This is a genomic window from Pseudomonas sp. GW821-FHT12A04 (genome assembly GCF_058807755.1).
Map to the genome: position 1 here is coordinate 365463 of NZ_JBXAQZ010000001.1, position 19977 is coordinate 385439.

A 19977-nucleotide genomic window follows, 5' to 3' on the forward strand; every position below is an offset into this window, starting at 1 on the left:
CAGTTGTGTGAACGACTGGCACACTGTTTGAACGCCTGAGCTCGGCTATTGAAGTGTCGAGCCCGCTGTCGGAGTCGAAGATGAAAAACTGGCTGGACGAGATCAAGTGGGACGCTGACGGCCTGGTGCCGGCCATTGCCCAGGATCACAAGACCGGGCGCGTCCTGATGATGGCCTGGATGAACCGCGAAGCACTGGAACTGACCGCTGCCGAGAACCGTGCCATTTACTGGTCACGTTCCCGTGGCAAGCTGTGGCGCAAGGGCGAAGAGTCCGGCCATGTGCAAACCCTGCACGAGATGCGCCTGGACTGCGACGCCGACGTCATCATCCTGATGGTCGAGCAGATCGGCGACATCGCCTGTCATACCGGCCGCCAGAGCTGCTTCTATCGCGTCTATGAGAACGGCGACTGGACAACCGTCGACCCGGTCCTGAAAGATCCGCACGCCATCTATTCCGCAGGGCACAAACATGAGTGACACTCTCACCCGCCTCGCCGAGGTACTGGAGGAGCGCAAAGGCGCCGCCGCCGACAGCTCGTATGTCGCCAGCCTGTACCACAAGGGCTTGAACAAGATTCTGGAAAAAGTCGGCGAAGAGTCGGTCGAAACCATCATCGCCGCCAAGGACGCCGCCGTCAGCGGCGACTGCAGCGATGTGATCTACGAAACCGCCGACCTGTGGTTCCACAGCATGGTCATGCTCGCCCAATTGGGGCAGCATCCACAGGCTGTACTCGATGAACTGGACCGTCGTTTCGGTCTCTCCGGACACGCCGAGAAAGCCTCGCGCCCGTCCGCCTGAATAACTATTAGAGAGGAGCAGCAGCATGGGCATTTTTGACTGGAAACACTGGGTCGTCATCCTGGTTGTCGTGGTACTGGTGTTCGGCACCAAGAAACTGAAAAACCTCGGCACTGACGTCGGCGAGTCGATCAAGGGCTTCCGCAAAGCCATGAACGACGATGAAAAACCGGCCGACCCGAACGCGACCCCGGCCCAACCGGTTCCTCCGGTTCAGCCACAGGCATCCGTGAACCAGCCGCACACCATCGACGTGCAGGCACAGAAAGTCGAAGAGCCGATCCGCAAAGACGTGTGAGCACTGACTAATGTTTGGTATCAGCTTCTCTGAACTGCTGCTCGTCGGCCTCGTCGCCCTGCTGGTGCTGGGTCCCGAGCGCTTGCCGGGCGCTGCGCGCACCGCCGGCCTGTGGGTCGGGCGCCTGAAGCGCAGCTTCAACGCAATCAAACAGGAAGTTGAACGTGAAATCGGTGCCGACGAGATTCGTCGGCAACTGCACAACGAGCACATCCTGTCGCTTGAGCAGGAGGCGCGGAAAATCTTCACGCCGACCCAGCAGGAGCCGACGCCGGTGGAACATGTGGGTACGCAGACGATTCTTGCGCCTGCCGCGGCTGTCGACCCGACACCTGCTCCGACGGCGGAACCTGCGCCTGTTGTGGCAGCGATGCCGGTTGAACCCGTTGCTACAGCCGCCGCGCCGACAACGCCAGCGCCCAATGACACCACTTTGCCGCCGCGAGCCCCATGAGCGATCTCCCTGAAAACGACCAGCACATGCCGCTGGTTTCGCACCTCACCGAGTTGCGTACCCGTCTGCTGCGCTGCGTAGCGGCGATCTTCATCATCTTTGCCGGGCTGTTTGCCTTTACCCAGCAGATCTACACCTTCGTCTCCACGCCGCTGCGCGCGTACCTGCCCGCTGGCGCGACGATGATTGCCACTGACGTGTCGTCGCCGTTCCTGACGCCACTGAAGCTGACGATGATGGTCTCGCTGTTCCTGGCCATTCCGGTGATCCTGCACCAGATCTGGGGTTTCATCGCCCCCGGCCTGTACAAGCATGAAAAGCGCATCGCCGTGCCCTTGCTGGTCTCCAGCATCTTTCTGTTCTACGCCGGCATGGCCTTCGCCTATTTCCTGGTGTTCCCGCTGATCTTCAAGTTCTTCGCTGCCGCCACCCCGGCCGGCGTGGAAATGATGACCGACATCACCAGCTACCTCGATTTCGTCATGACGCTGTTCTTCGCCTTTGGCGTAGCGTTCGAGATTCCGGTGGCCGTGGTGCTGCTGGTGTGGATCGGCGTGGTCGATGTCAAATACCTGAAGAAAATCCGTCCGTACGTGATCATCGGCTGCTTCGTGGTCGGCATGATCCTGACACCACCGGACATCTTCTCGCAGACCCTGCTGGCCGTTCCGATGTGGCTGTTGTTCGAGATCGGCATCCTGTTCGGCAGCCTGATCAGCAAGCGCGGCGACCATCCGGAAGACCAACCGGCTGACGATCACAACGACCAGCCGCCAGCGACCCAAGCGTGAACCTGCTGCTCCTCGAAGAGGCCGATTTCATTGCGGCCGACCGCGTGATCCTGCGTGATCGCCGGTTGACCCACATGCAGGAAGTCCACCGCTGCGAAGTCGGTGACAGCATGCGCGTCGGGCGAATCGGCGGTTTGATGGGTTCGGCCGAAGTGCTGCGCCTGGACGCCGACGAAGCGGAATTGCGCGTCACCCTCGACCAGCCACCACCGGCCAAGCTGCCATTGACCCTGGTATTGGCCCTGCCACGGCCCAAGATGCTGCGCAGGGTGTTCCAGACCGTGGCGGCCATGGGTGTGCCACGGGTCGTGCTGGTCAACAGCTATCGCGTCGAGAAGAGCTTCTGGCAGACCCCGTTCCTGGAGCCAGAGGCGATTCGCGAGCAGTTAATCCTCGGCCTGGAACAGGCGCGGGACAGTGTGTTGCCGGAAGTCGTGATCGAGAAGCGCTTCAAGCCCTTCGTCGAAGACCGTCTGCCCGCGATGACCGAAGGCACCCTCGGCCTGGTGGGGCATCCGGGCAATTACCCGCCCTGCCCTCGCGCACTCAGCGAACCGGTGACCCTGGCCATCGGCCCCGAGGGTGGCTGGATTCCCTACGAGATCGACCTGCTGGGCAAATCCGGTCTGCAACCGGTGCAACTGGGCGAGCGCATCCTGCGGGTCGAAACCGCCGTGACCGCGTTGCTGGCACGCCTCTTTTAAATCCAGACACTGTCCCTGTGGGAGCGAGCTTGCTCGCGATAGCGGAGTAACAGTCGACATCCGTGTTGCCTGAAACAACGCCATCGCGAGCAAGCTCGCTCCCACAGGTCAACATTTGCCACAGATGATCACTTGCCCGTACATCGGGAGTCACCTACAGAATCCAGCCCTCCTGCCGATAAAGCCCCCATAAAACCATTGTTTGGTCCGGGGAGTTTCAGCATGTATCAATGGCTAGCCGAGAATCTGGGTAACGTCAGCGTCAAACGCAAGCTGGGGATCGGCTTCGGTCTGGTGCTGCTGCTGACCCTGCTGATCACCTTCACCGGCTGGAGCGGCCTGAGCGGCGTGACCAGCCGCGGCGATAAACTGGGGTTCATCGCCAGTCTCAACGACCTGACCAAGGACCTGCGCATTGCACGCCTGGATTACGAGATGCGTCGCGGCGAACAAGGTCCCGGCGCCGTCAACGATCTGTTGGGCAAACTCGAAAGCGGCCTGCAGACCGCCCGCGGCCTGATCGAGCAACCGGCCGATACGGCCATGGTCGATCAACAACTGGCCGCTGTCGCCGAATACCGCCGCGCCTTCAACGACATGACCCAGGCCGGCGCCCAGCGTGAAGACGCCCGCAGCAAGCTCGGCGCCACTGCCGACAATGCCGTGGCCCGCGTCGCCGAAGTGGAAAAATCCATGCTGCAAGGCGACAGCGTAGCGGCGTTCAACAGCGTGATCGACCTGAGCAAACTGATCCAGCAGGCGCGCTTCCAGGTTCGCGGCTACACCTACAGCGGTAAGAGCGAAGCCGAACAGCCAGCCCTCGACGCGATCGACAACGCCCTGAAGAACCTCGAGAGCCTGCCGATCAAACTGCCTGAAGAACACATCGCCAACCTGCAACAGGCAACTGACTCGCTGAGGGCCTATCGCGCCGCCGTCAGCCAGTTCCGCGACTCCCAGGTGGCCAGCGCCAAGGCCCTGGCACGCATGTCCACCCAAGGCGACATCCTGTTGGACATGAGCCAGAAACTCACCGTCTCGCAAACCGTCGTGCGTGACACCGACGCCGCCCATGCCAAGAACATGCTGACCCTCGCCACGGTGCTGGCCATCGCCTTCGGCCTGCTGGCCGCCTGGGCGATTACCCGACAGATCATCATTCCATTGAACCAGACCCTGATCGTGGCCCAGCGCGTCGCCAGTGGCGACCTGACGCACAACCTGACATCGCAGCGCCGTGACGAACTCGGCCAGTTGCAGCGAGCCATGCAAAGCATGACCCAAGGCCTGCGCGAACTGATCGGCGGCATCAGCGATGGCGTCACACAGATCGCCAGCGCCGCTGAAGAGCTGTCTGCCGTCACCGAGCAGACCAGCGCCGGGGTCAACAGTCAGAAGGTCGAAACCGATCAGGTCGCCACCGCCATGAACGAAATGGCCGCCACCGTGCAGGAAGTGGCGCGCAACGCCGAAGAAGCCTCCGAAGCCGCCGTCGCCGCCGACCAGCAGGCCAGGGAGGGCGACAAAGTCGTCGGCGAAGCCATCGCCCAGATCGAACGCCTGGCCGAGGAAGTCGGTCACTCCACCGAGGCCATGGGCGAACTCAAGCGCGAAAGCGACAAGATCGGCAGCGTGCTCGACGTGATCAAGTCCGTGGCCCAGCAAACCAACCTGCTGGCCCTCAACGCGGCGATTGAAGCCGCCCGCGCCGGTGAGGCCGGGCGTGGTTTTGCCGTAGTGGCAGATGAAGTCCGCAGCCTGGCCCAGCGCACACAGAAGTCCACCGAAGAGATCGAAGAGCTGATCGTCGGCCTGCAAAACGGCACCCAGCAAGTGGCGACCATCATGGACAACAGCCGCACCCTGACCGACAGCAGCGTCGAACTGACCCGCCGTGCCGGCGGTTCACTGGAAAGCATCACCCGCACGGTGTCGGCGATCCAGGCGATGAACCAGCAGATCGCCGCGGCTGCCGAACAGCAAAGCGCCGTGGCGGAGGAGATCAACCGCAGCGTGCTGAATGTGCGGGATGTGTCGGATCAGACGTCGGCGGCGAGTGAAGAGACGGCAGCGTCCAGCGTTGAGCTGGCGCGGTTGGGGACGCATTTGCAGATGCTGGTGGGGCGGTTCAGGGTTTGAAACCGCTTGCAAACTGAACAAACCACAAACGCATGATCGCCGGCGAGCGCTACGCCGGCGGCCTTCGTCTTTGCATTTCGAATCTAATCGCCAAGCCCTGACGATCAGGATTAACCCATAAGAATTAGCATAAAAATCATATAGCACAAGTATCAGCTCTGCTAGTTATGCAACTACTCAGAGCAGCGCATCCTATAGCTCCTGTTATTTTCTGGAGCACATTCATGAACAACGATTCCGAAAACTATTCGCTCCTCCCTTCAGCACCGAGCCTAGAGCCTGTCGCGCCCAAGACAAATTACAAACGCTGGATGACAGACATGTCGTCTGCCTTAGACGAACTGAAAATCCATGAACTTGCCATTCCTGGAGCCCACAACTCCGGTGTGGACATGGCCGGGACATGGGGCCCTTGGGAGTTGTGGGGAGCCTGCCAGAACAAATCTTTCCCTGAGCAACTCTCCGCTGGAACTCGCTTCTTGGACTTGCGCCTCATTGATAACAGCTATAAAAAAACTACCGGCAACCATAGCCCCACTACAAGATTCTATGAAGTTTTCGAATTTAATCATAACATTGCCAACGCTGGGCGGCGCCTAGAACATTTAATTAGGGATGTTAAAAACTTCGTTACCGAAAATCCTGGCGAAATAGTGATACTTGGCTTTCACAAGTACGATAAAGGGAGATTTTCAGATAGTCTTGAACGTTGCCTTCCATACTTCACGCCCATTAAAAACCTCCTGATACCCTATGCCGCCTCAGACCTAAAAATAGGTGAAATACGCGTACGTTATCCGAGCGGAAGAATCATATTAGCATTCGATTATGGCTCTCCGAAAAACTGGAAGAGCGAGTGGGTACAAAAAAACGAACTTTGGCCAAATATAAAACACCAGTGGAGTTCTGACTACAGTGAAGAGAGCATCAAGCAACTGGTCATTAACGCGATGGAGTCGCCACCGACTCAACAGTACTGGGCGTTAAGTGCAGCCGCCCGAAATGCAACTGGCCCGATTCACTTGAAGCATGACCACCCCATACGAACAGAGGTATTTAAAACAGGTAGACAAAACGCAAACATCGTCATGGTTGATTTCATTGAGAGAACCGACACCGTCATTGGGGTGACAGATCGCTGCATCCAACTTAACAGAGAAAGGGCAATGGAGACTCTTAAACCTGTCCCCCCCCGAAGTCTCATCGTAAAACAGGTCGAAGAACAGAATTCCCAAAACACATTGCGGTTCGAATGGATTCGTGGCGAAGACAATACCAGCATCCGAAGATTTGAAATGTATGAAGGTAACAACTATCTGTTCACCACCACTGTCGGTACGCACGCAGTAAAAAACCTGCCCCTGAAAAACTACACATTTAAAGTCAGATCGGTCAATACCGTGGGAGACGTTTCCGATTTTTCACAGCCCTTCACTTTGGTTCAAGATCAAACCCCGCCCACCGCCCCGGAAAATTTTCGATTTGCCAAAGCCGGACTTCGTCTTGCAGAGCTTGAATGGGATCCGTCATTTGACGAGGCAGGCATAGCACATTACGAAATTAGTATTGACGATCAAGCGCCAGCAGTTACCACCGAACCATACTATAAAGCCAGAGGTCTAGTAGCGAGCAAAACACACAAATTCAAAGTCCGCGCCAAGGATATAAACGGGTTTTACTCCGAGTATACAGAACTGGCACTACAACCTAGGCCAGAAAAACTAGAAAACCCCATGTTTGAAATAAAAGAAATAATCCCAGACCTACCAGCCTATACTATATCCATCACATGGGATGTAGTTGAAAATGCTCAGGATCGAATGTCCTATAATACAATCGTAAACATAATAAGCCACAAAGAACAAGTTCACGAAGATGGAATACCTCCCACCCGATCACTATTGGCGATACCCGGGATCACTACAAAAGTTCAGAGCAATATTCTTTACTTTACTGGCGAACGAACCGAAAACGAAACGTTCGAATTTATTTTCGACCCAGTCCCGCCATTACCAGTCCGTGATCTAAAAATACAATCCCGCACACCAACCAGCACCGTCATTACGTGGCTAGGCTCATTCAGCACAAACACTGAAAATTATGCGATATCGCTAAATGAAGAACCTCCAACCTTGGTGCCAAAAACCATAACCACCTATGAGTTTCAGGAGCTACCACTAGACCAGGAATTCTTGATCGAAGTCTGGGCGATTAATAATTTCACCATTCCTTCCATTGTTCGTTCTGTCACCATTGATCCCCTACCTGGTTATGTGGGCGCCCCCAAAAACTTTCGCTTTAGTCAAATCCTTCTTCCAGTACTTGAATGGGACCCACCACACCAACCTGTAAACAACTATCGCGTCATATTGATAGGCCCAGGTGGCAATGAATTGACTTATAACGTGACAGAACCAAGACTAGGAACGATTTTACTACCCAGGACGCGTTATGACGTGAGAATCACGGCCCATAATGAAATAGGAGGGTCAGCGCCATTAATCGCGGAGTTCACAACATTATAAAGGTAGCCCTTGGGTAATGCGGCCTTGGTTAATTGAATCGCCGCCGGTCTGCTTATAAAGCCGGCGAAAATAGCGCCTACGCCAGTGGTTCCTTCGTCGTATCGTAGAAGCCCGCTGGCGTAGCGTCTTCCAACAAACACCTGACCAAAAAATATCAGCCGGTCCAAAAAACGAAAAAAGCCCTGCAGGCGTAAACCTGCAGGGCTTCTCGGTCAGGCTGACCATCTTATTAACCCGCTCTCGCGGGTTTTTTCATCAGGCCAACTGAGGCTGAGCGCTCACTGGCTTGAGCGGCAACAACGGTGCGTGGGGGTCGGCTTTCACCGACTTGCGCCACGCGCCCAGCCACTCTGGATGGCCTTCGTTCCAAACCTGCTCATGCAGGCGGGCCAGAGCTACCGGATCGCTCAACAACTGCACACGCTCGTTGTTGGTCAGGCCTTCAGGTCCAACCTTCATCGCGTGACGAACTCGTTCGATCCGCAGCCATTCGATCGGCTCGGACTGATTGTGCCGGGAAGTCGCCAACGAGCACGCCAGGGCGTTTTGCTGTGGATCGACCACCGAGCGGACGAAGCCGTCGTTCAGCGCGTGCCAGCGGTTTTCGTGGGTGTACTGGTCGGTCGCCAGCAGTGCCTGTGGCGGATTGTATTCCTCAGGGATCAGGAACAGGTTCTCGTCACGGGACTTCAGGCCCAGACCGACACGACTGGAGATCACCGATACCGGGATCGACAGCATCAACGAACCGACGATCGGCACCAGCCACCACAGGAAGCTCGGGTTCAGCCAGATCACCAGCAAGGCCCAGAAGAAGCCCAGCAGGGTTTGCGGGCCGTGGCGCTTGACCGCTTCGCTCCACGGCGTGGAGTCGTCGTCACGTTGTGGCGAGTTCCAGGTCGCGGCCCAGCCGAGGAACGCGGCGAGGACGAAACGGGTGTGGAAGATCATCCGTACCGGCGCCAGCAGCATGGAGAACAGCATCTCCAGGAGCATCGACAGGGTCACCTTGAACTTGCCGCCGAACTCTTTCGCGCCCTTGGCCCAGATCAGGATGATGCTCAACAGCTTCGGCAGGAACAGCAGCACGATGGTGGTCGAGAACAGGGCGATCGCCTTGTCCGGATGCCATTGTGGCCACAGCGGATAAAGCTGACGCGGTTCGAGGAAGTATTGCGGTTCCATCAGCGTGTTGACCGCCAGCAGCGCGGTCGACAGCACCAGGAAGAAGAACCACAACGGCGCCGACAGGTAGGACATCACGCCGGTCAGGAACACCGCGCGGTGCACCGGGTGCATGCCCTTGACCAGGAACAGGCGGAAGTTCATCAGGTTGCCGTGGCACCAGCGACGGTCGCGCTTGAGTTCGTCCAGCAGGTTCGGCGGTAGTTCTTCATAGCTGCCCGGCAGATCGTAGGCAATCCACACGCCCCAACCGGCACGACGCATGAGCGCGGCTTCGACGAAGTCGTGGGACAGGATCGCACCGGCGAACGCGCCTTTACCGGGCAATGGCGCCAGGGCGCAGTGCTCGATGAACGGCTTCATGCGGATGATCGCGTTGTGGCCCCAGTAGTGCGATTCGCCCAACTGCCAGAAGTGCAGGCCGGCAGTGAACAGCGGACCGTACACGCGGGTGGCGAACTGCTGCATGCGAGCATAAAGGGTGTCCATGCCCGACGCACGCGGCGCGGTCTGGATGATCCCGGCGTCCGGCGTGGCTTCCATCAGGCGTACCAGACTGGTCAGGCACTCACCGCTCATCACGGAGTCGGCGTCGAGTACGACCATGTACTTGTAGTCACCGCCCCAACGACGGCAGAAATCGTCGAGATTGCCGCTTTTGCGTTTTACGCGACGACGACGGCGGCGATAGAAAATCTTGCCGAAGCCCCCGGCTTCGCGGCAGACATCCAGCCAGGCCTGTTGCTCGGCGACGCAGATGTCGGCGTCGTTACTGTCGCTGAGGACGAAGAAGTCGAAGCGGTCCAGGTCACCCGTGGCTGCAACCGACTCGAAGGTCGCCCGCAGGCCGGCGAATACCCGTGGCACGTCTTCGTTGCAGATCGGCATCACCAGCGCGGTGCGCGCATCCTTTGGAATCGGCTCGTTACCAGCACTTTTACCGGAGATGCGGTATTTATCGTGCCCGGTTAGCAACTCGAGAAAACCCATCAGTGCGGTCCAGAAACCGGCCGAAACCCAGCAGAACAGGATCCCGAACAGGATCAGGATGCTGGTCTGCAATGCATATGGCAGCACTTGGGTGGCGGTTTGCAATAACGGTTGGTGCAACACTTCGTCGAGGTCGACGAATGACCAGCCCTGGTAAGGCATGAGGCCTTTCATGAACCAGCCGGCGACGATGGTCTGACCGAGCATCAGTACCAGCAGAATGTAGCGGCGGATCGAACCGACGGTGCGCCAGCGCGCGGCCGGCAGCACGTTCTCGTCTTTCGGCGGCTTCGGCGGATTGGTGCGACCGGTCAGACGCCGCCAGCCGCGCACCAGAATATTGGTGCGCCACGGCTCCGGCACGACCTTGGTCCGACGAATCGGTGGGGTCGCCTTAAGGCAGACGCGACCGCTGGCGTCGAGCACCAGCATTTCGGCGTCCTGCAATTCTTCGGCAGTGCTCAGGGTCAAGCGCTTGCCGACCGAAGCCTGGGCGGCCTCGGCTGGCGCGTCGAAAGTCGAGGACGACAGACGCTCATGCAGTTCACTGAAAGACCTGCAGCCCGCGAGTTCCGCGCGCTGCTGGTCGGTCATCGGCAGATGCGCCAGATACTCGGAGAGAGTTTCTGGCCGTACTTGAGAGTTACTCATCGGCAGGCAACTGATAGCTCCAGGTCTCGGTCAGGACTTCTTCAGTCGGGGCCGATTCCGGTGTGGCTGGGGCCGCGTCGGCAGCGACAGGCTGCTTGGCGTCTTTATTGGCCTTGTCCTTGGCATCTGCAACAGGCTTGGCTTCGGCCTGCTTGGCCTCCGCTTGCCTGGCTTCCTTGTCCGCTTTCTCTTGTTGCTTGGCGGCAACCTTGTCGGCCTTGGCAACCGACGAGTTCGACGACGGAATCGAAGTCTTGGCCAGGTCCGCCGGCACGATGTTCTGCACCAGCGCGGCACGCATCTCGGTGGACTTGCTCGGATCCTTGATCTTCATCCGCAAGGTCAGGCGCCAGCCTTTGGTTTCAGGATTATAGCGAACGCTGTTTTCCACCAGCTCGGCGTTGTCGCCGACGCTGACCTGGCTGCGAACGTCCGCTTCGGCCGGCAAAGCCGCCAGGGACGGGCCTTCAAAGTCCACCAGGTAGGCAACGCTGCCGTCCGGCTGACGAATCAGGTTGGACTGCTTGACGTCACCAGTGGAGCGCAGGGTTTGTTTGACCCAGGCGCTGTCCGGCGCGTGAATCGAGGCTTCATCCATGGTCCAGTGCATACGATAAGCGACATCGAGCGGCTGGCCAGGTTCCGGCAATTTTTCCGGATTCCAGAAAGCAACGATGTTGTCGTTGGTTTCGTCGGCGGTCGGAATCTCGACCAGGTCGACCGTGCCCTTGCCCCAGTCACCCTTCGGCTCGATCCAGGCGCTTGGGCGCTTGTCGTAGCGGTCGTCGAGGTCTTCGTAGTGGCTGAAGTCGCGGCCACGTTGCAGCAGACCAAAGCCGCGCGGGTTTTCAACGCTGAAGTTGCTCACGGCCAGGTGCTTCGGATTGTTCAGCGGACGCCAGATCCACTCGCCGTTGCCGGCATGGATCGCCAGGCCGCTGGAATCGTGCAGCTCGCGACGGTAGTTCAGTACTTTCGACGGCTGGTTGGCGCCGAACAGGAACATGCTGGTCAACGGGGCGATGCCCAGTTTGCCGACCTTGTCACGCAGGAACATCTGCGCCTTGACGTCGACGATGGTATCGCTGCCCGGACGCAGGGTCAGGCGGTAGGCACCGGTGGCACGAGGGGAATCCAGCAGGGCGAAGATCACCAGGTGCTTGTCGCCTGGCTTGGGCTGCTGAATCCAGAACTCGCGGAAACGCGGGAATTCTTCGCCGGACGGCAATGCGGTATCAAGCGCCATGCCGCGAGCGGACAAACCATAGACATGACCCTTGCCGACAACGCGGAAGTAGCTCGCGCCAAGCATGGTCATGATTTCGTCTTGCTTGTCGGCCTTGTTGATCGGGTACAGCACACGGAAACCGGCATAACCCAGTTGTTCGGTGGCCTTTGGATCGAACTTCATATCGCCGAAGTCGAAACGACTCGGATCGTATTTGATCTCTTCGACGGTGTTCGCGGTGATTTCGTTGATTTTCACCGGCGTATCGAAATGCATGCCCTGGTGATAGAAGGACAGCTTGAACGGCGTCTTCTGGTCAGCCCACTCGGCTTTTTCCGTCAGAAAACGAATTTTCTGATAGTCCGCGAATTTCATGTCGCGGAACTCGTTCGGCAGGTTACTGCGCGGCGCTTCGAATTTCTGCGCGGCCAGTTCTTTTGCCTTGACCGATACATCATCCAGACTGAATGCCCAAAGCTGACCGGCGCTGAGCAGGCAGAGCAGTGCAGAGCCCGCTACCAGGGCGCTGCGTAACCGTTTGGCAGACAATTTTGGTGCGTTACAGGGACTAACAATCACGAGCAACCCTCGCCGAAAACAGATCAAAAAACCAACGGCCAGTTAAAGGGCCTGCACGGTGTACGGTATGAAAAAACCGCCCTTGCAAACCACTCTTGCCAAGTTGGCGAGCATTGTTCCGACTCCGCTGTGGCGAAATGATTCCCCAATCGGATCCGGACAAGTCTCTACCTAAGTCAAAATGGACCAACGAACGCTGATCCCCGTAGCGCGGGATTATCTAGTAGGCCGCGTTACAACGCATCAGGGGTAACAAAGTATTTATCGCGAAAAAGCCCTGTTTTCAGCCGAAATGAACGTAAAAACTTGTTTCAAGCGCTTTCAGGTCTGTAACAGGAAGGTTACCGGGCCATCATTGACCAGGTGCACCTGCATATCCGCGCCGAATCTACCTGATGCCACAGTGCCATGCACCTGTTTCGCTTTGCTTAATAGATAGTCGAACAGCTCCTCGCCCAACGCCGGAGGGGCCGCGGTCGAGAAACTCGGACGCAGCCCGTTTTTTGTATCGGCAGCCAGGGTGAACTGAGAGACCAGCAGCAGCCCACCGCCCACATCCGCCAAGGACAGATTCATCTTGCCCTCAGCGTCACTGAATACCCGATAGTTAAGCAGCTTATTAAGGAGTTTGTCAGCGCTGGCCCGCGTATCGTCGGGCTCGACGGCTACCAGGACCAGTAATCCCTGATCGACGGCACCCACGATCTCGCCCGCGACCTCGACCCGCGCGCCGCGTACCCGCTGCAGCAGGCCCTTCATGCTTCTTCAGGCGGCAGGTCGAGCAGACGCCGGGCCATCTGATTGGCGGCGCGTACCAGTGCGTCGGTGATGCCAGGCTCGGAAGCGGCATGACCGGCATCGCGGATGACCTGCAGTTCGCTGTTCGGCCAGGCTTGATGCAATTCCCAGGCGTTATCCAGCGGGCAGATCACGTCGTAGCGACCATGAATGATCACGCCGGGCAAATGGGCGATCTTGCCCATGTCGCGGATCAGCTGATTCTGCTCCAGGAAGGCGTGGTTGCTGAAGTAGTGGCATTCGATGCGGGCAATCGACAACGCACGTTGAGGCTCGGAGAAACGGTCGACTACCAGAGGGTTAGGGCGCAGGGTCGCGGTGCGGCCCTCCCAGGTCGACCAGGCCTTGGCCGCGTGCATCTGGGCGATCTGGTCGTTGCCGACCAGGCGTTTGTGGAACGCAGCGAGCAAGTCGTCGCGCTCGTCCAGCGGGATCGGCGCGATGTAGTCCTGCCAGTAATCGGGGAACAGGCGGCTGGCACCGGCCTGGTAGAACCATTCGATTTCCTGCGGACGGCAGAGAAAGATCCCTCGCAGGATCAGGCCGTGTACCCGCTCAGGATGGGTTTGCGCGTAGGCCAGCGCCAGGGTCGAACCCCAGGAGCCACCAAACAGCACCCATTTGTCGATGCCCAGATGCTGGCGAATCCGCTCGAGGTCGGCGACCAGGTCCCAGGTGGTGTTGTTTTCCAGGCTGGCGTGGGGGGTCGAGCGACCACAACCGCGCTGGTCGAAGGTGACGATGCGATAAAGATTTGGATCGAAGTAGCACCGACTCTGGGCATCACATCCGGCACCGGGGCCGCCGTGGATGAACACCACCGGCAAACCTTCCGGTGAACCGCTTTCGTCGACATACAGCGTGTGGGTCTCGTCGACGGCCAGATCGTGCCGGGCGTGGGGTTTGATCTGCGGGTACAAAGTCTGCATTGCGCACTCCGTAAGGGGTCGAGGTCATCCCTGGGGGGACTTCTATTATTCTGCCGTTGGGCATCATAAACCCGAATTACGTCAATGAGCATGCCCGTGCGAAGTCAGAGTTTTTCCGCAAGATAACCAAACAGGGTTTCGCACAGCGCATCGACCTCGGCCACCTGCCCGCGGGCCCGTAAACAGCCATGGACCAAACCCTCGCCGACGTACAATGTGGCAGCAACGCCGGCAGTACTCAGTTGCTTGGCATACAGCACGCCGTCATCACGCAACGGGTCCAATTGCGCCACGGCGATCCATGCCGGTGGCAGTCTGCTGAAATCCGTGGCAAGCAATGGCATGGCGTAGGCGTTCGGATGGCAGGTGCCCTGCAGGTAAAGCGCGTGATAGCAATCTACGTCACTGCTGCTGAGTAACGGCGCGTCGATGCACTCACTGCGCGACGGCAGCCGGTGATCGCCGCCCAAGCCCGGATAGATCAGGACCTGCGCGCACGGCACCGGCTCGCCGGCATCGCGCAGCGCCAGGCACAACGCTGCCGCGAGGTTGCCACCGGCACTGTCGCCGGCCACCAGCGTACGCGCAGGGTCAAGTTTGAACGGCCCGGTGCGCAGTGCTCGCCAGACTTTGAGGCAATCGTCGAAGGCCGCCGGAAACGGATGTTCCGGCGCCAGACGGTAATCGACGGCGATCACCAACACGCCAAGCGTCGAGGCCAGTTCCGCGCAAATGAAGTCGTGGGAATCCAGATCCCCCACCACCCAGCCACCGCCATGTAGATAGACGATGCACGGCACGCCACCAGCAGAAGGTGAAACCGGCGGCTGATACGAACGAACGGCAACCCCCGCCAACTCGAAATCGACCACATACAACCCGGCGGGACGCGGCGGCGTGAATGCCCGGCACATCTCGCTGTAGGCCTGGCGCAATCCGGTGATACTGCTGTCGGTGCTGTTGAAACTCAGGGTTTTGTCGACGAATGCCGTCATTTGTTCAGAGAGCGGATAAGGAGCCATAAGACTGGTGCAAGCCTGTTCAGGTTTTTAAGACGTACTTATGACCTGTGGGAGCGAGCTTGCTCGCGATTGCGAACTGACAGGCAACATAGATGTTGAATGTGAGGGCGCCATCGCGAGCAAGCTCGCTCCCACAGGTTTTGCAAACATCTGGAAAGGTGTCAGTTCTTCAGACTGGCCTGAACCGTGGCCACGCCATCCTTGCCATCAAAACTGCTGACACCCGCCAGCCAGCGCTGGAGATCTTCCGGATGCTCGCGCAGCCATTTTTTCGCGACATCCTGAGCCGATTGGCGCTCCATGATCGGCACCATCAACTGGCTTTCCTGGGCGGCGGTGAAGGTCAGGTTTTCCAGCAGTCGATTGACGTTCGGGCAGCGCTGGGCGTAATCCGGCGCGGTTACGGTGGAAACGGTCGCTGCACCTTCATTCGGGCCGTACACGTCTTCGCTGCCGGTCAGGTAGGCGATCTTCATGTTGATGTTCATCGGGTGTGGAGTCCAACCGACGAACACCACGAACTCCTTGCGATTCACGGCGCGCTGTACGGCGGCGAGCATGCCGGCTTCACCGGACTCGATCAGTTTGAAATCCTTCAGGCCGAAGTGATTGGTTTCGATCATGGTCTTGATCGTGGTGTTGGCGCCGCTGCCCGGTTCGATGCCGTAGATCTTGCCGCCAAGCTGATCCTTGAATCTGGCGATGTCGGAGAAGGTCTTCAGGCCCGCCGCTTCTACATAGTCAGGGACTGCAAGGGTGGCCTGGGCATCAGCCAGGCTCGGCTTGTCCATGACCTTGACCTGATTGGCGGCCAGGAACGGCGCGATGTTTTTGTCCATCGCCGGTTTCCAGTAACCAAGGAAAATGTCCAGGCGCTTGTCGCGGATCCCGGCGAAGATGATTTGCTGAACGGCGCTGGTCTGTTTGCTTTCGTAGCCGAGGCCATTGAGCAACACGTCGGCCATGCCACTGGTGGCGATCACATCGGTCCAGTTGACCACGCCCATGCGCACGGTTTTGCAGGAGGCGTCGTCAGCGGCCAGGGCGCCGGTGCTCAGGAGAGCCGTGCCGCAGAGGATTGAGAGACAGCGGGCGAACAAACCTTTGGTGCTTGTCATAGAGAGCATCTCGTGCGGCAGCGATTATTGTGAGGTCGGTGTCTTTGTGCACCGTGGCCAGAACATTACGCAGCAGACGAGCGGTAAAAGCGACCTGTGGCGACCGTGTTTTGCACGGTGGCGACTGTTACGTCGCGCTTTCAAAATGAACACTTACCTGTGGGAGCGAGTTTGCTCGCGATGGCGGTGGATCAGTCGACATAGATGTAACAGACAGACCGCTATCGCGAGCAAGCTCGCTCCCACAGGGTTACGCGTCAGGCTTTAGCGCTTGTAGTGTTTTTCACCCCAGGCCAGCAAGCCTTGCAGCAACTCCTTGAGCACCAACCGCGTCGGTTCCGCCAGATCCGGGCGATAGCGGAATGGCTCGAACTCTTCCATGTAGGTGCACTGCCCCAACTCCAGTTGCACCGCGTGGATGTTCTCGGCCGGATTACCGTAATGGCGGGTGATGTGCCCGCCCTTGAAGCGCCCGTTGAGTACGTGGGTGTAGTTGTCATGAAGCGCGCAGATCGCTTCCAGTCGGGTCGCAAGCTGTGGATCGCAACTGGCGCCGTTGAAGGTGCCGAGGTTGAAGTCCGGCAACTTGCCGTCGAACAGGTGCGGGATGATCGAGCGGATCGAGTGCGCATCGAACAGCAGCGCATAGCCGAACTCGGCCTTCAGTCGCGCCAGTTCCTGCTGCAAGGTGCTGTGGTACGGCGTCCAGATCTGCTCCAGATAAGTCGCGCGCTCTTCTTTCGAAGGCTCCAGCCCTTCGCGGAACAACGGAATGCCGTCGAACAGCGTCGCCGGATACAGGCCGGTGGTCGCACCCACGTACAAAGGCTTGTCGTCGGACGGTCGGTTAAGGTCGATAACGAACCGCGAGTACTCGGCCGCCAGGGTGCTTGCACCCAGTTCCGCGGCGAAGTCGTATAGCTGCGGGATGTGCCAGTCGGTGTCCGGCAGGCTTTTCGCGTCAGGGATCAACCCGGCTTCGACCGCAGGCGTCAGGCGCACACCAGCGTGGGGCATGCTGATCAGCAGCGGTACGCGGCCTTGTTTGAAGTTCAGAACCTTATCCACAACAGATCTCCTACAGACTTGATTCGACGCCGTGGCGCACGACGCGTTTTTCCAGGTCGCCGCCCAGCCAGTAACACAGGTCGGCCGGACGATCGATTTGCCAGGCGACAAAATCCGCGACCTTGCCGACCTCCAGCGAACCATGAGTATCGGCCATGCCCAGCGCGGTGGCGGCATGAATCGTCGCGCCGGCCAGGGCTTCTTCCGGGGTCATGCGGAAGCAGGTGCAAGCCATGTTCAGCATCAGGCGCAACGACAGCGCCGGTGAGGTGCCCGGGTTGAGGTCGCTGGCGATGGCGATTTTCACGCCGTGCTTGCGCAGGGCTTCCATCGGCGGCAATTGGGTTTCACGCAGGAAGTAAAAGGCGCCGGGCAACAGCACCGCGACCGTACCGGACTTGGCCATGGCGATGGCGTCGTCCTCGGTCATGAACTCCAGGTGATCGGCGGACAACGCGTGATAGCGCGCCGCCAGGCTCGAGCCATGCAGCGACGATAACTGCTCGGCGTGCAGCTTCACTGGCAGGCCCAGTGCCTGGGCGGTAATGAACACCCGCTCGACCTGCGCCGGGGAGAACGCCAGGTACTCGCAAAACGCATCCACGGCGTCGACCAGCCCTTCGGCAGCCAGGGCCGGGAGCATGTCGGCGCAAATGTGATCGATATAGTCGTCAGCGCGATCCTTGTATTCCGGCGGCAAGGCGTGAGCCGCCAGGCAGGTGCTGCGCACGCTGACCGGCAGTTCGGCGCCGAGGCGACGGGCCACACGCAGCATCTTGCGCTCGTTGGCCAGGTCCAGGCCGTAGCCGGACTTGATTTCGATACTGGTAACGCCATCACGCATCAGGCTTTTCAGGCGCTTGGCGGCACTGGCGAACAGTTCATCTTCGCTGGCTGCGCGGGTGGCGCGTACGGTGCTGGCGATACCGCCGCCGCTGGCGGCGATTTCCGCGTAGCTGACGCCTTGCAGGCGCTGTTCGAATTCACCGCTGCGGTTACCGCCGAACACCGTGTGAGTGTGGCAGTCGATCAGGCCCGGCGTGACCCAGGCCCCGTTCAAATCATTGACGGCCGGGTACTCGCCCGCCGGCAACTCACCGCGCGGGCCGATCCACTCAATGTGCGCTCCTGACGTCACGATGGCCGCATCCTCGATGATCGAGTAGACGCCTTGTGCCATGGTTGCGACGTGACAGTGTTGCCAGAGAGTTTTCATCCTTGGCCTCCATTAGGTTATCGATGAGAAAAATTAGGATCCTGCGTCACCAGGGTTGCCTGGCCCGCCGCCGGTTTCACCCACGTCAGGTAAGCCAGCACCAGCAACACGATCCAGACCACGCCGACGATCAGCGCTGCCTGGGTGTCCGGGAAATAGCCCAGCACGCCGAAAATGAACAGCATGAAGGCAATCGCCGCCGCCGGTGCATAAGGCCAGAGCGGTACCGGGAACTTCAGTTGTGCAACCTGCTCGGCGCTCATGGACCGGCGCATGGCCACTTGGGTCACCAGAATCATCAGCCAGACCCACACGGTGGCAAAGGTCGCGACGGAAGCGATCAACAGGAACACGTTTTCCGGGATCAGGTAGTTCAGCAACACACCCAGCAACAGCGCGGCACTCATCACCACTACCGTCATCCATGGCACGCCATTGCGCGACAGGCGGGCGAAGCCTTTGGGTGCATGCCCTTGCTGGGCCAGACCGAACATCATGCGGCCAGCGCCGAAGATGTCACTGTTGATCGCCGAAATCGCCGCCGTGATCACCACGATGTTGAGGATGGTGGCCGCCGAGCTGATCCCCAGCTTGTCGAAAATCTGCACGAACGGGCTGCCCTGGCTGCCGATCTGCTGCCATGGAAAGATCGACATCAGCACCAGCATCGTCAGCACATAGAACAGCAGGATCCGCAACGGTACAGCATTGATCGCCCGGGGCAGCACGTGCTGCGGGTCTTTGGCTTCACCTGCCGTTACGCCTATGATCTCAATACCGCCAAACGCAAACATCACCACCGCGAACGAAGCGATCAGACCGCCCATGCCATTGGGCATGAAACCGCCGTGGCTCCAGAGGTTGCTGATGTCGGTCGCTTGGCCGGGGGCCGAGCTGATGCCGAACCACATGATGCCGAAACCACCCAGGATCATCGCGACGATGGCGGCGACCTTGAGCAGCGACAGCCAGAACTCCATTTCACCGAAGACTTTGACGTTGCACAGGTTCAGGCCGCCAACGATGGAAACGACACCCAGCACCCAGATCCAGCGGGAAACCTCCGGAAACCAGAAGCCCATGTAGATACCGAATGCAGTGACATCGGCCATGCCGACGATGACCATTTCGAATGCGTAGGTCCAACCGAGGATGAAGCCCGCCATCGGCCCCAGGTAGGTGCTGGCGTACTGGCCGAAAGAGCCGGCCACCGGGTTGTGCACCGCCATCTCACCGAGGGCGCGCATGACCATGAACACCGCCGCGCCACCGATCAGGTAAGCGAGCAGTACCGCAGGACCGGCCATTTGAATGGCCGAGGCAGATCCATAAAACAGCCCGGTGCCGATTGCCGACCCCAGCGCCATGAAGCGAATATGTCGGGCAGAGAGCCCGCGTTTCAAACCTTTTTCTGGCTGTTGCATTTCTCGTCCCTAATTATTGTTATCCGACGCAAAATCGAATCGCTGGCAAGC

Annotated in this window: 17 protein-coding genes and 1 pseudogene; 9 read left to right on the top strand and 9 right to left on the bottom strand. The window is 59.0% G+C overall.

Annotated features, from left to right (window positions below):
- The first annotated feature begins 80 nt into the window (after positions 1-80).
- The 9 genes and pseudogenes from hisI (at position 81) to AC1RS8_RS01575 (ending at position 7718) form a co-directional block, all read left to right on the top strand.
- On the top strand, positions 81-482 hold the full coding sequence (gene hisI, locus AC1RS8_RS01535; protein ID WP_007989281.1) for a phosphoribosyl-AMP cyclohydrolase: 402 nt from the start codon (positions 81-83) through the stop codon (positions 480-482).
- Positions 475-807: a phosphoribosyl-ATP diphosphatase gene (locus AC1RS8_RS01540; RefSeq protein WP_007975564.1), complete on the top strand. Its 333-nt coding sequence runs from the start codon at positions 475-477 to the stop codon at positions 805-807. The genes hisI and AC1RS8_RS01540 overlap by 8 nt, the downstream gene beginning before the upstream one ends.
- 25 nt (positions 808-832) lie before the next feature.
- Positions 833-1105, top strand: a complete 273-nt coding sequence (locus AC1RS8_RS01545) for a twin-arginine translocase TatA/TatE family subunit (protein ID WP_057712370.1) — start codon at positions 833-835, stop codon at positions 1103-1105.
- A gap of 10 nt (positions 1106-1115) precedes the next feature.
- Positions 1116-1559, top strand: a complete 444-nt coding sequence (gene tatB, locus AC1RS8_RS01550) for a Sec-independent protein translocase protein TatB (protein ID WP_489339599.1) — start codon at positions 1116-1118, stop codon at positions 1557-1559.
- A complete protein-coding gene (gene tatC, locus AC1RS8_RS01555) occupies positions 1556-2350 on the top strand; it encodes a twin-arginine translocase subunit TatC (protein ID WP_057712372.1) in 795 nt (264 codons plus the stop codon). The genes tatB and tatC overlap by 4 nt, the downstream gene beginning before the upstream one ends.
- Positions 2347-3054 carry a 16S rRNA (uracil(1498)-N(3))-methyltransferase gene (locus AC1RS8_RS01560; protein ID WP_090452647.1) on the top strand — a complete coding sequence of 236 codons (708 nt, stop codon included), beginning with the start codon at positions 2347-2349 and terminating at the stop codon, positions 3052-3054. Before tatC ends, AC1RS8_RS01560 begins: the two co-directional genes overlap by 4 nt.
- A 222-nt stretch (positions 3055-3276) precedes the next feature.
- Positions 3277-4338: pseudogene (locus AC1RS8_RS01565) on the top strand (methyl-accepting chemotaxis protein); the annotation flags it as partial.
- A gap of 141 nt (positions 4339-4479) precedes the next feature.
- On the top strand, positions 4480-5193 hold the full coding sequence (locus AC1RS8_RS01570) for a methyl-accepting chemotaxis protein (protein WP_493162330.1): 714 nt from the start codon (positions 4480-4482) through the stop codon (positions 5191-5193).
- 224 nt (positions 5194-5417) lie between these two features.
- The gene (locus AC1RS8_RS01575; protein ID WP_493162192.1) at positions 5418-7718 is read left to right on the top strand and encodes a fibronectin type III domain-containing protein; all 2301 of its coding nucleotides are present in this window, start codon (positions 5418-5420) and stop codon (positions 7716-7718) included.
- A gap of 255 nt (positions 7719-7973) precedes the next feature.
- Here the strand turns inward: AC1RS8_RS01575 and mdoH are convergent, their stop codons facing one another.
- The 9 genes from mdoH to AC1RS8_RS01620 all read right to left on the bottom strand — a co-directional run bounded on the left by mdoH (position 7974) and on the right by AC1RS8_RS01620 (position 19926).
- Positions 7974-10544 (bottom strand): glucans biosynthesis glucosyltransferase MdoH, encoded by a 2571-nt coding sequence (mdoH, locus tag AC1RS8_RS01580; protein ID WP_493162194.1) that lies wholly within the window; start codon positions 10542-10544, stop codon positions 7974-7976.
- Positions 10537-12351 (bottom strand): glucan biosynthesis protein G, encoded by a 1815-nt coding sequence (locus AC1RS8_RS01585; protein WP_090452641.1) that lies wholly within the window; start codon positions 12349-12351, stop codon positions 10537-10539. The genes mdoH and AC1RS8_RS01585 overlap by 8 nt, the downstream gene beginning before the upstream one ends.
- A 321-nt stretch (positions 12352-12672) precedes the next feature.
- Positions 12673-13110: a D-aminoacyl-tRNA deacylase gene (gene dtd, locus AC1RS8_RS01590; protein ID WP_057712378.1), complete on the bottom strand. Its 438-nt coding sequence runs from the start codon at positions 13108-13110 to the stop codon at positions 12673-12675.
- Positions 13107-14078, bottom strand: a complete 972-nt coding sequence (gene pip / locus AC1RS8_RS01595) for a prolyl aminopeptidase (RefSeq protein ID WP_057712379.1) — start codon at positions 14076-14078, stop codon at positions 13107-13109. The genes dtd and pip overlap by 4 nt, the downstream gene beginning before the upstream one ends.
- A gap of 104 nt (positions 14079-14182) precedes the next feature.
- Entirely contained in the window at positions 14183-15100 is a 918-nt protein-coding gene (locus tag AC1RS8_RS01600) for an alpha/beta hydrolase (RefSeq protein WP_489339597.1), read from the bottom strand.
- Positions 15101-15261: 161 nt separating this feature from the next.
- Positions 15262-16218: a choline ABC transporter substrate-binding protein gene (locus AC1RS8_RS01605; protein ID WP_407515067.1), complete on the bottom strand. Its 957-nt coding sequence runs from the start codon at positions 16216-16218 to the stop codon at positions 15262-15264.
- A 264-nt stretch (positions 16219-16482) separates the two neighbouring features.
- Complete coding sequence (gene hutG / locus AC1RS8_RS01610; protein WP_057712382.1) at positions 16483-17286, bottom strand: N-formylglutamate deformylase; 804 nt, start codon at positions 17284-17286, stop codon at positions 16483-16485.
- A 10-nt stretch (positions 17287-17296) separates the two neighbouring features.
- Positions 17297-18502 carry an imidazolonepropionase gene (gene hutI, locus AC1RS8_RS01615; protein ID WP_218495264.1) on the bottom strand — a complete coding sequence of 402 codons (1206 nt, stop codon included), beginning with the start codon at positions 18500-18502 and terminating at the stop codon, positions 17297-17299.
- Between the two features lie 17 nt (positions 18503-18519).
- Complete coding sequence (locus AC1RS8_RS01620) at positions 18520-19926, bottom strand: amino acid permease (RefSeq protein ID WP_489339596.1); 1407 nt, start codon at positions 19924-19926, stop codon at positions 18520-18522.
- Between the last annotated feature and the right edge of the window lie 51 nt (positions 19927-19977).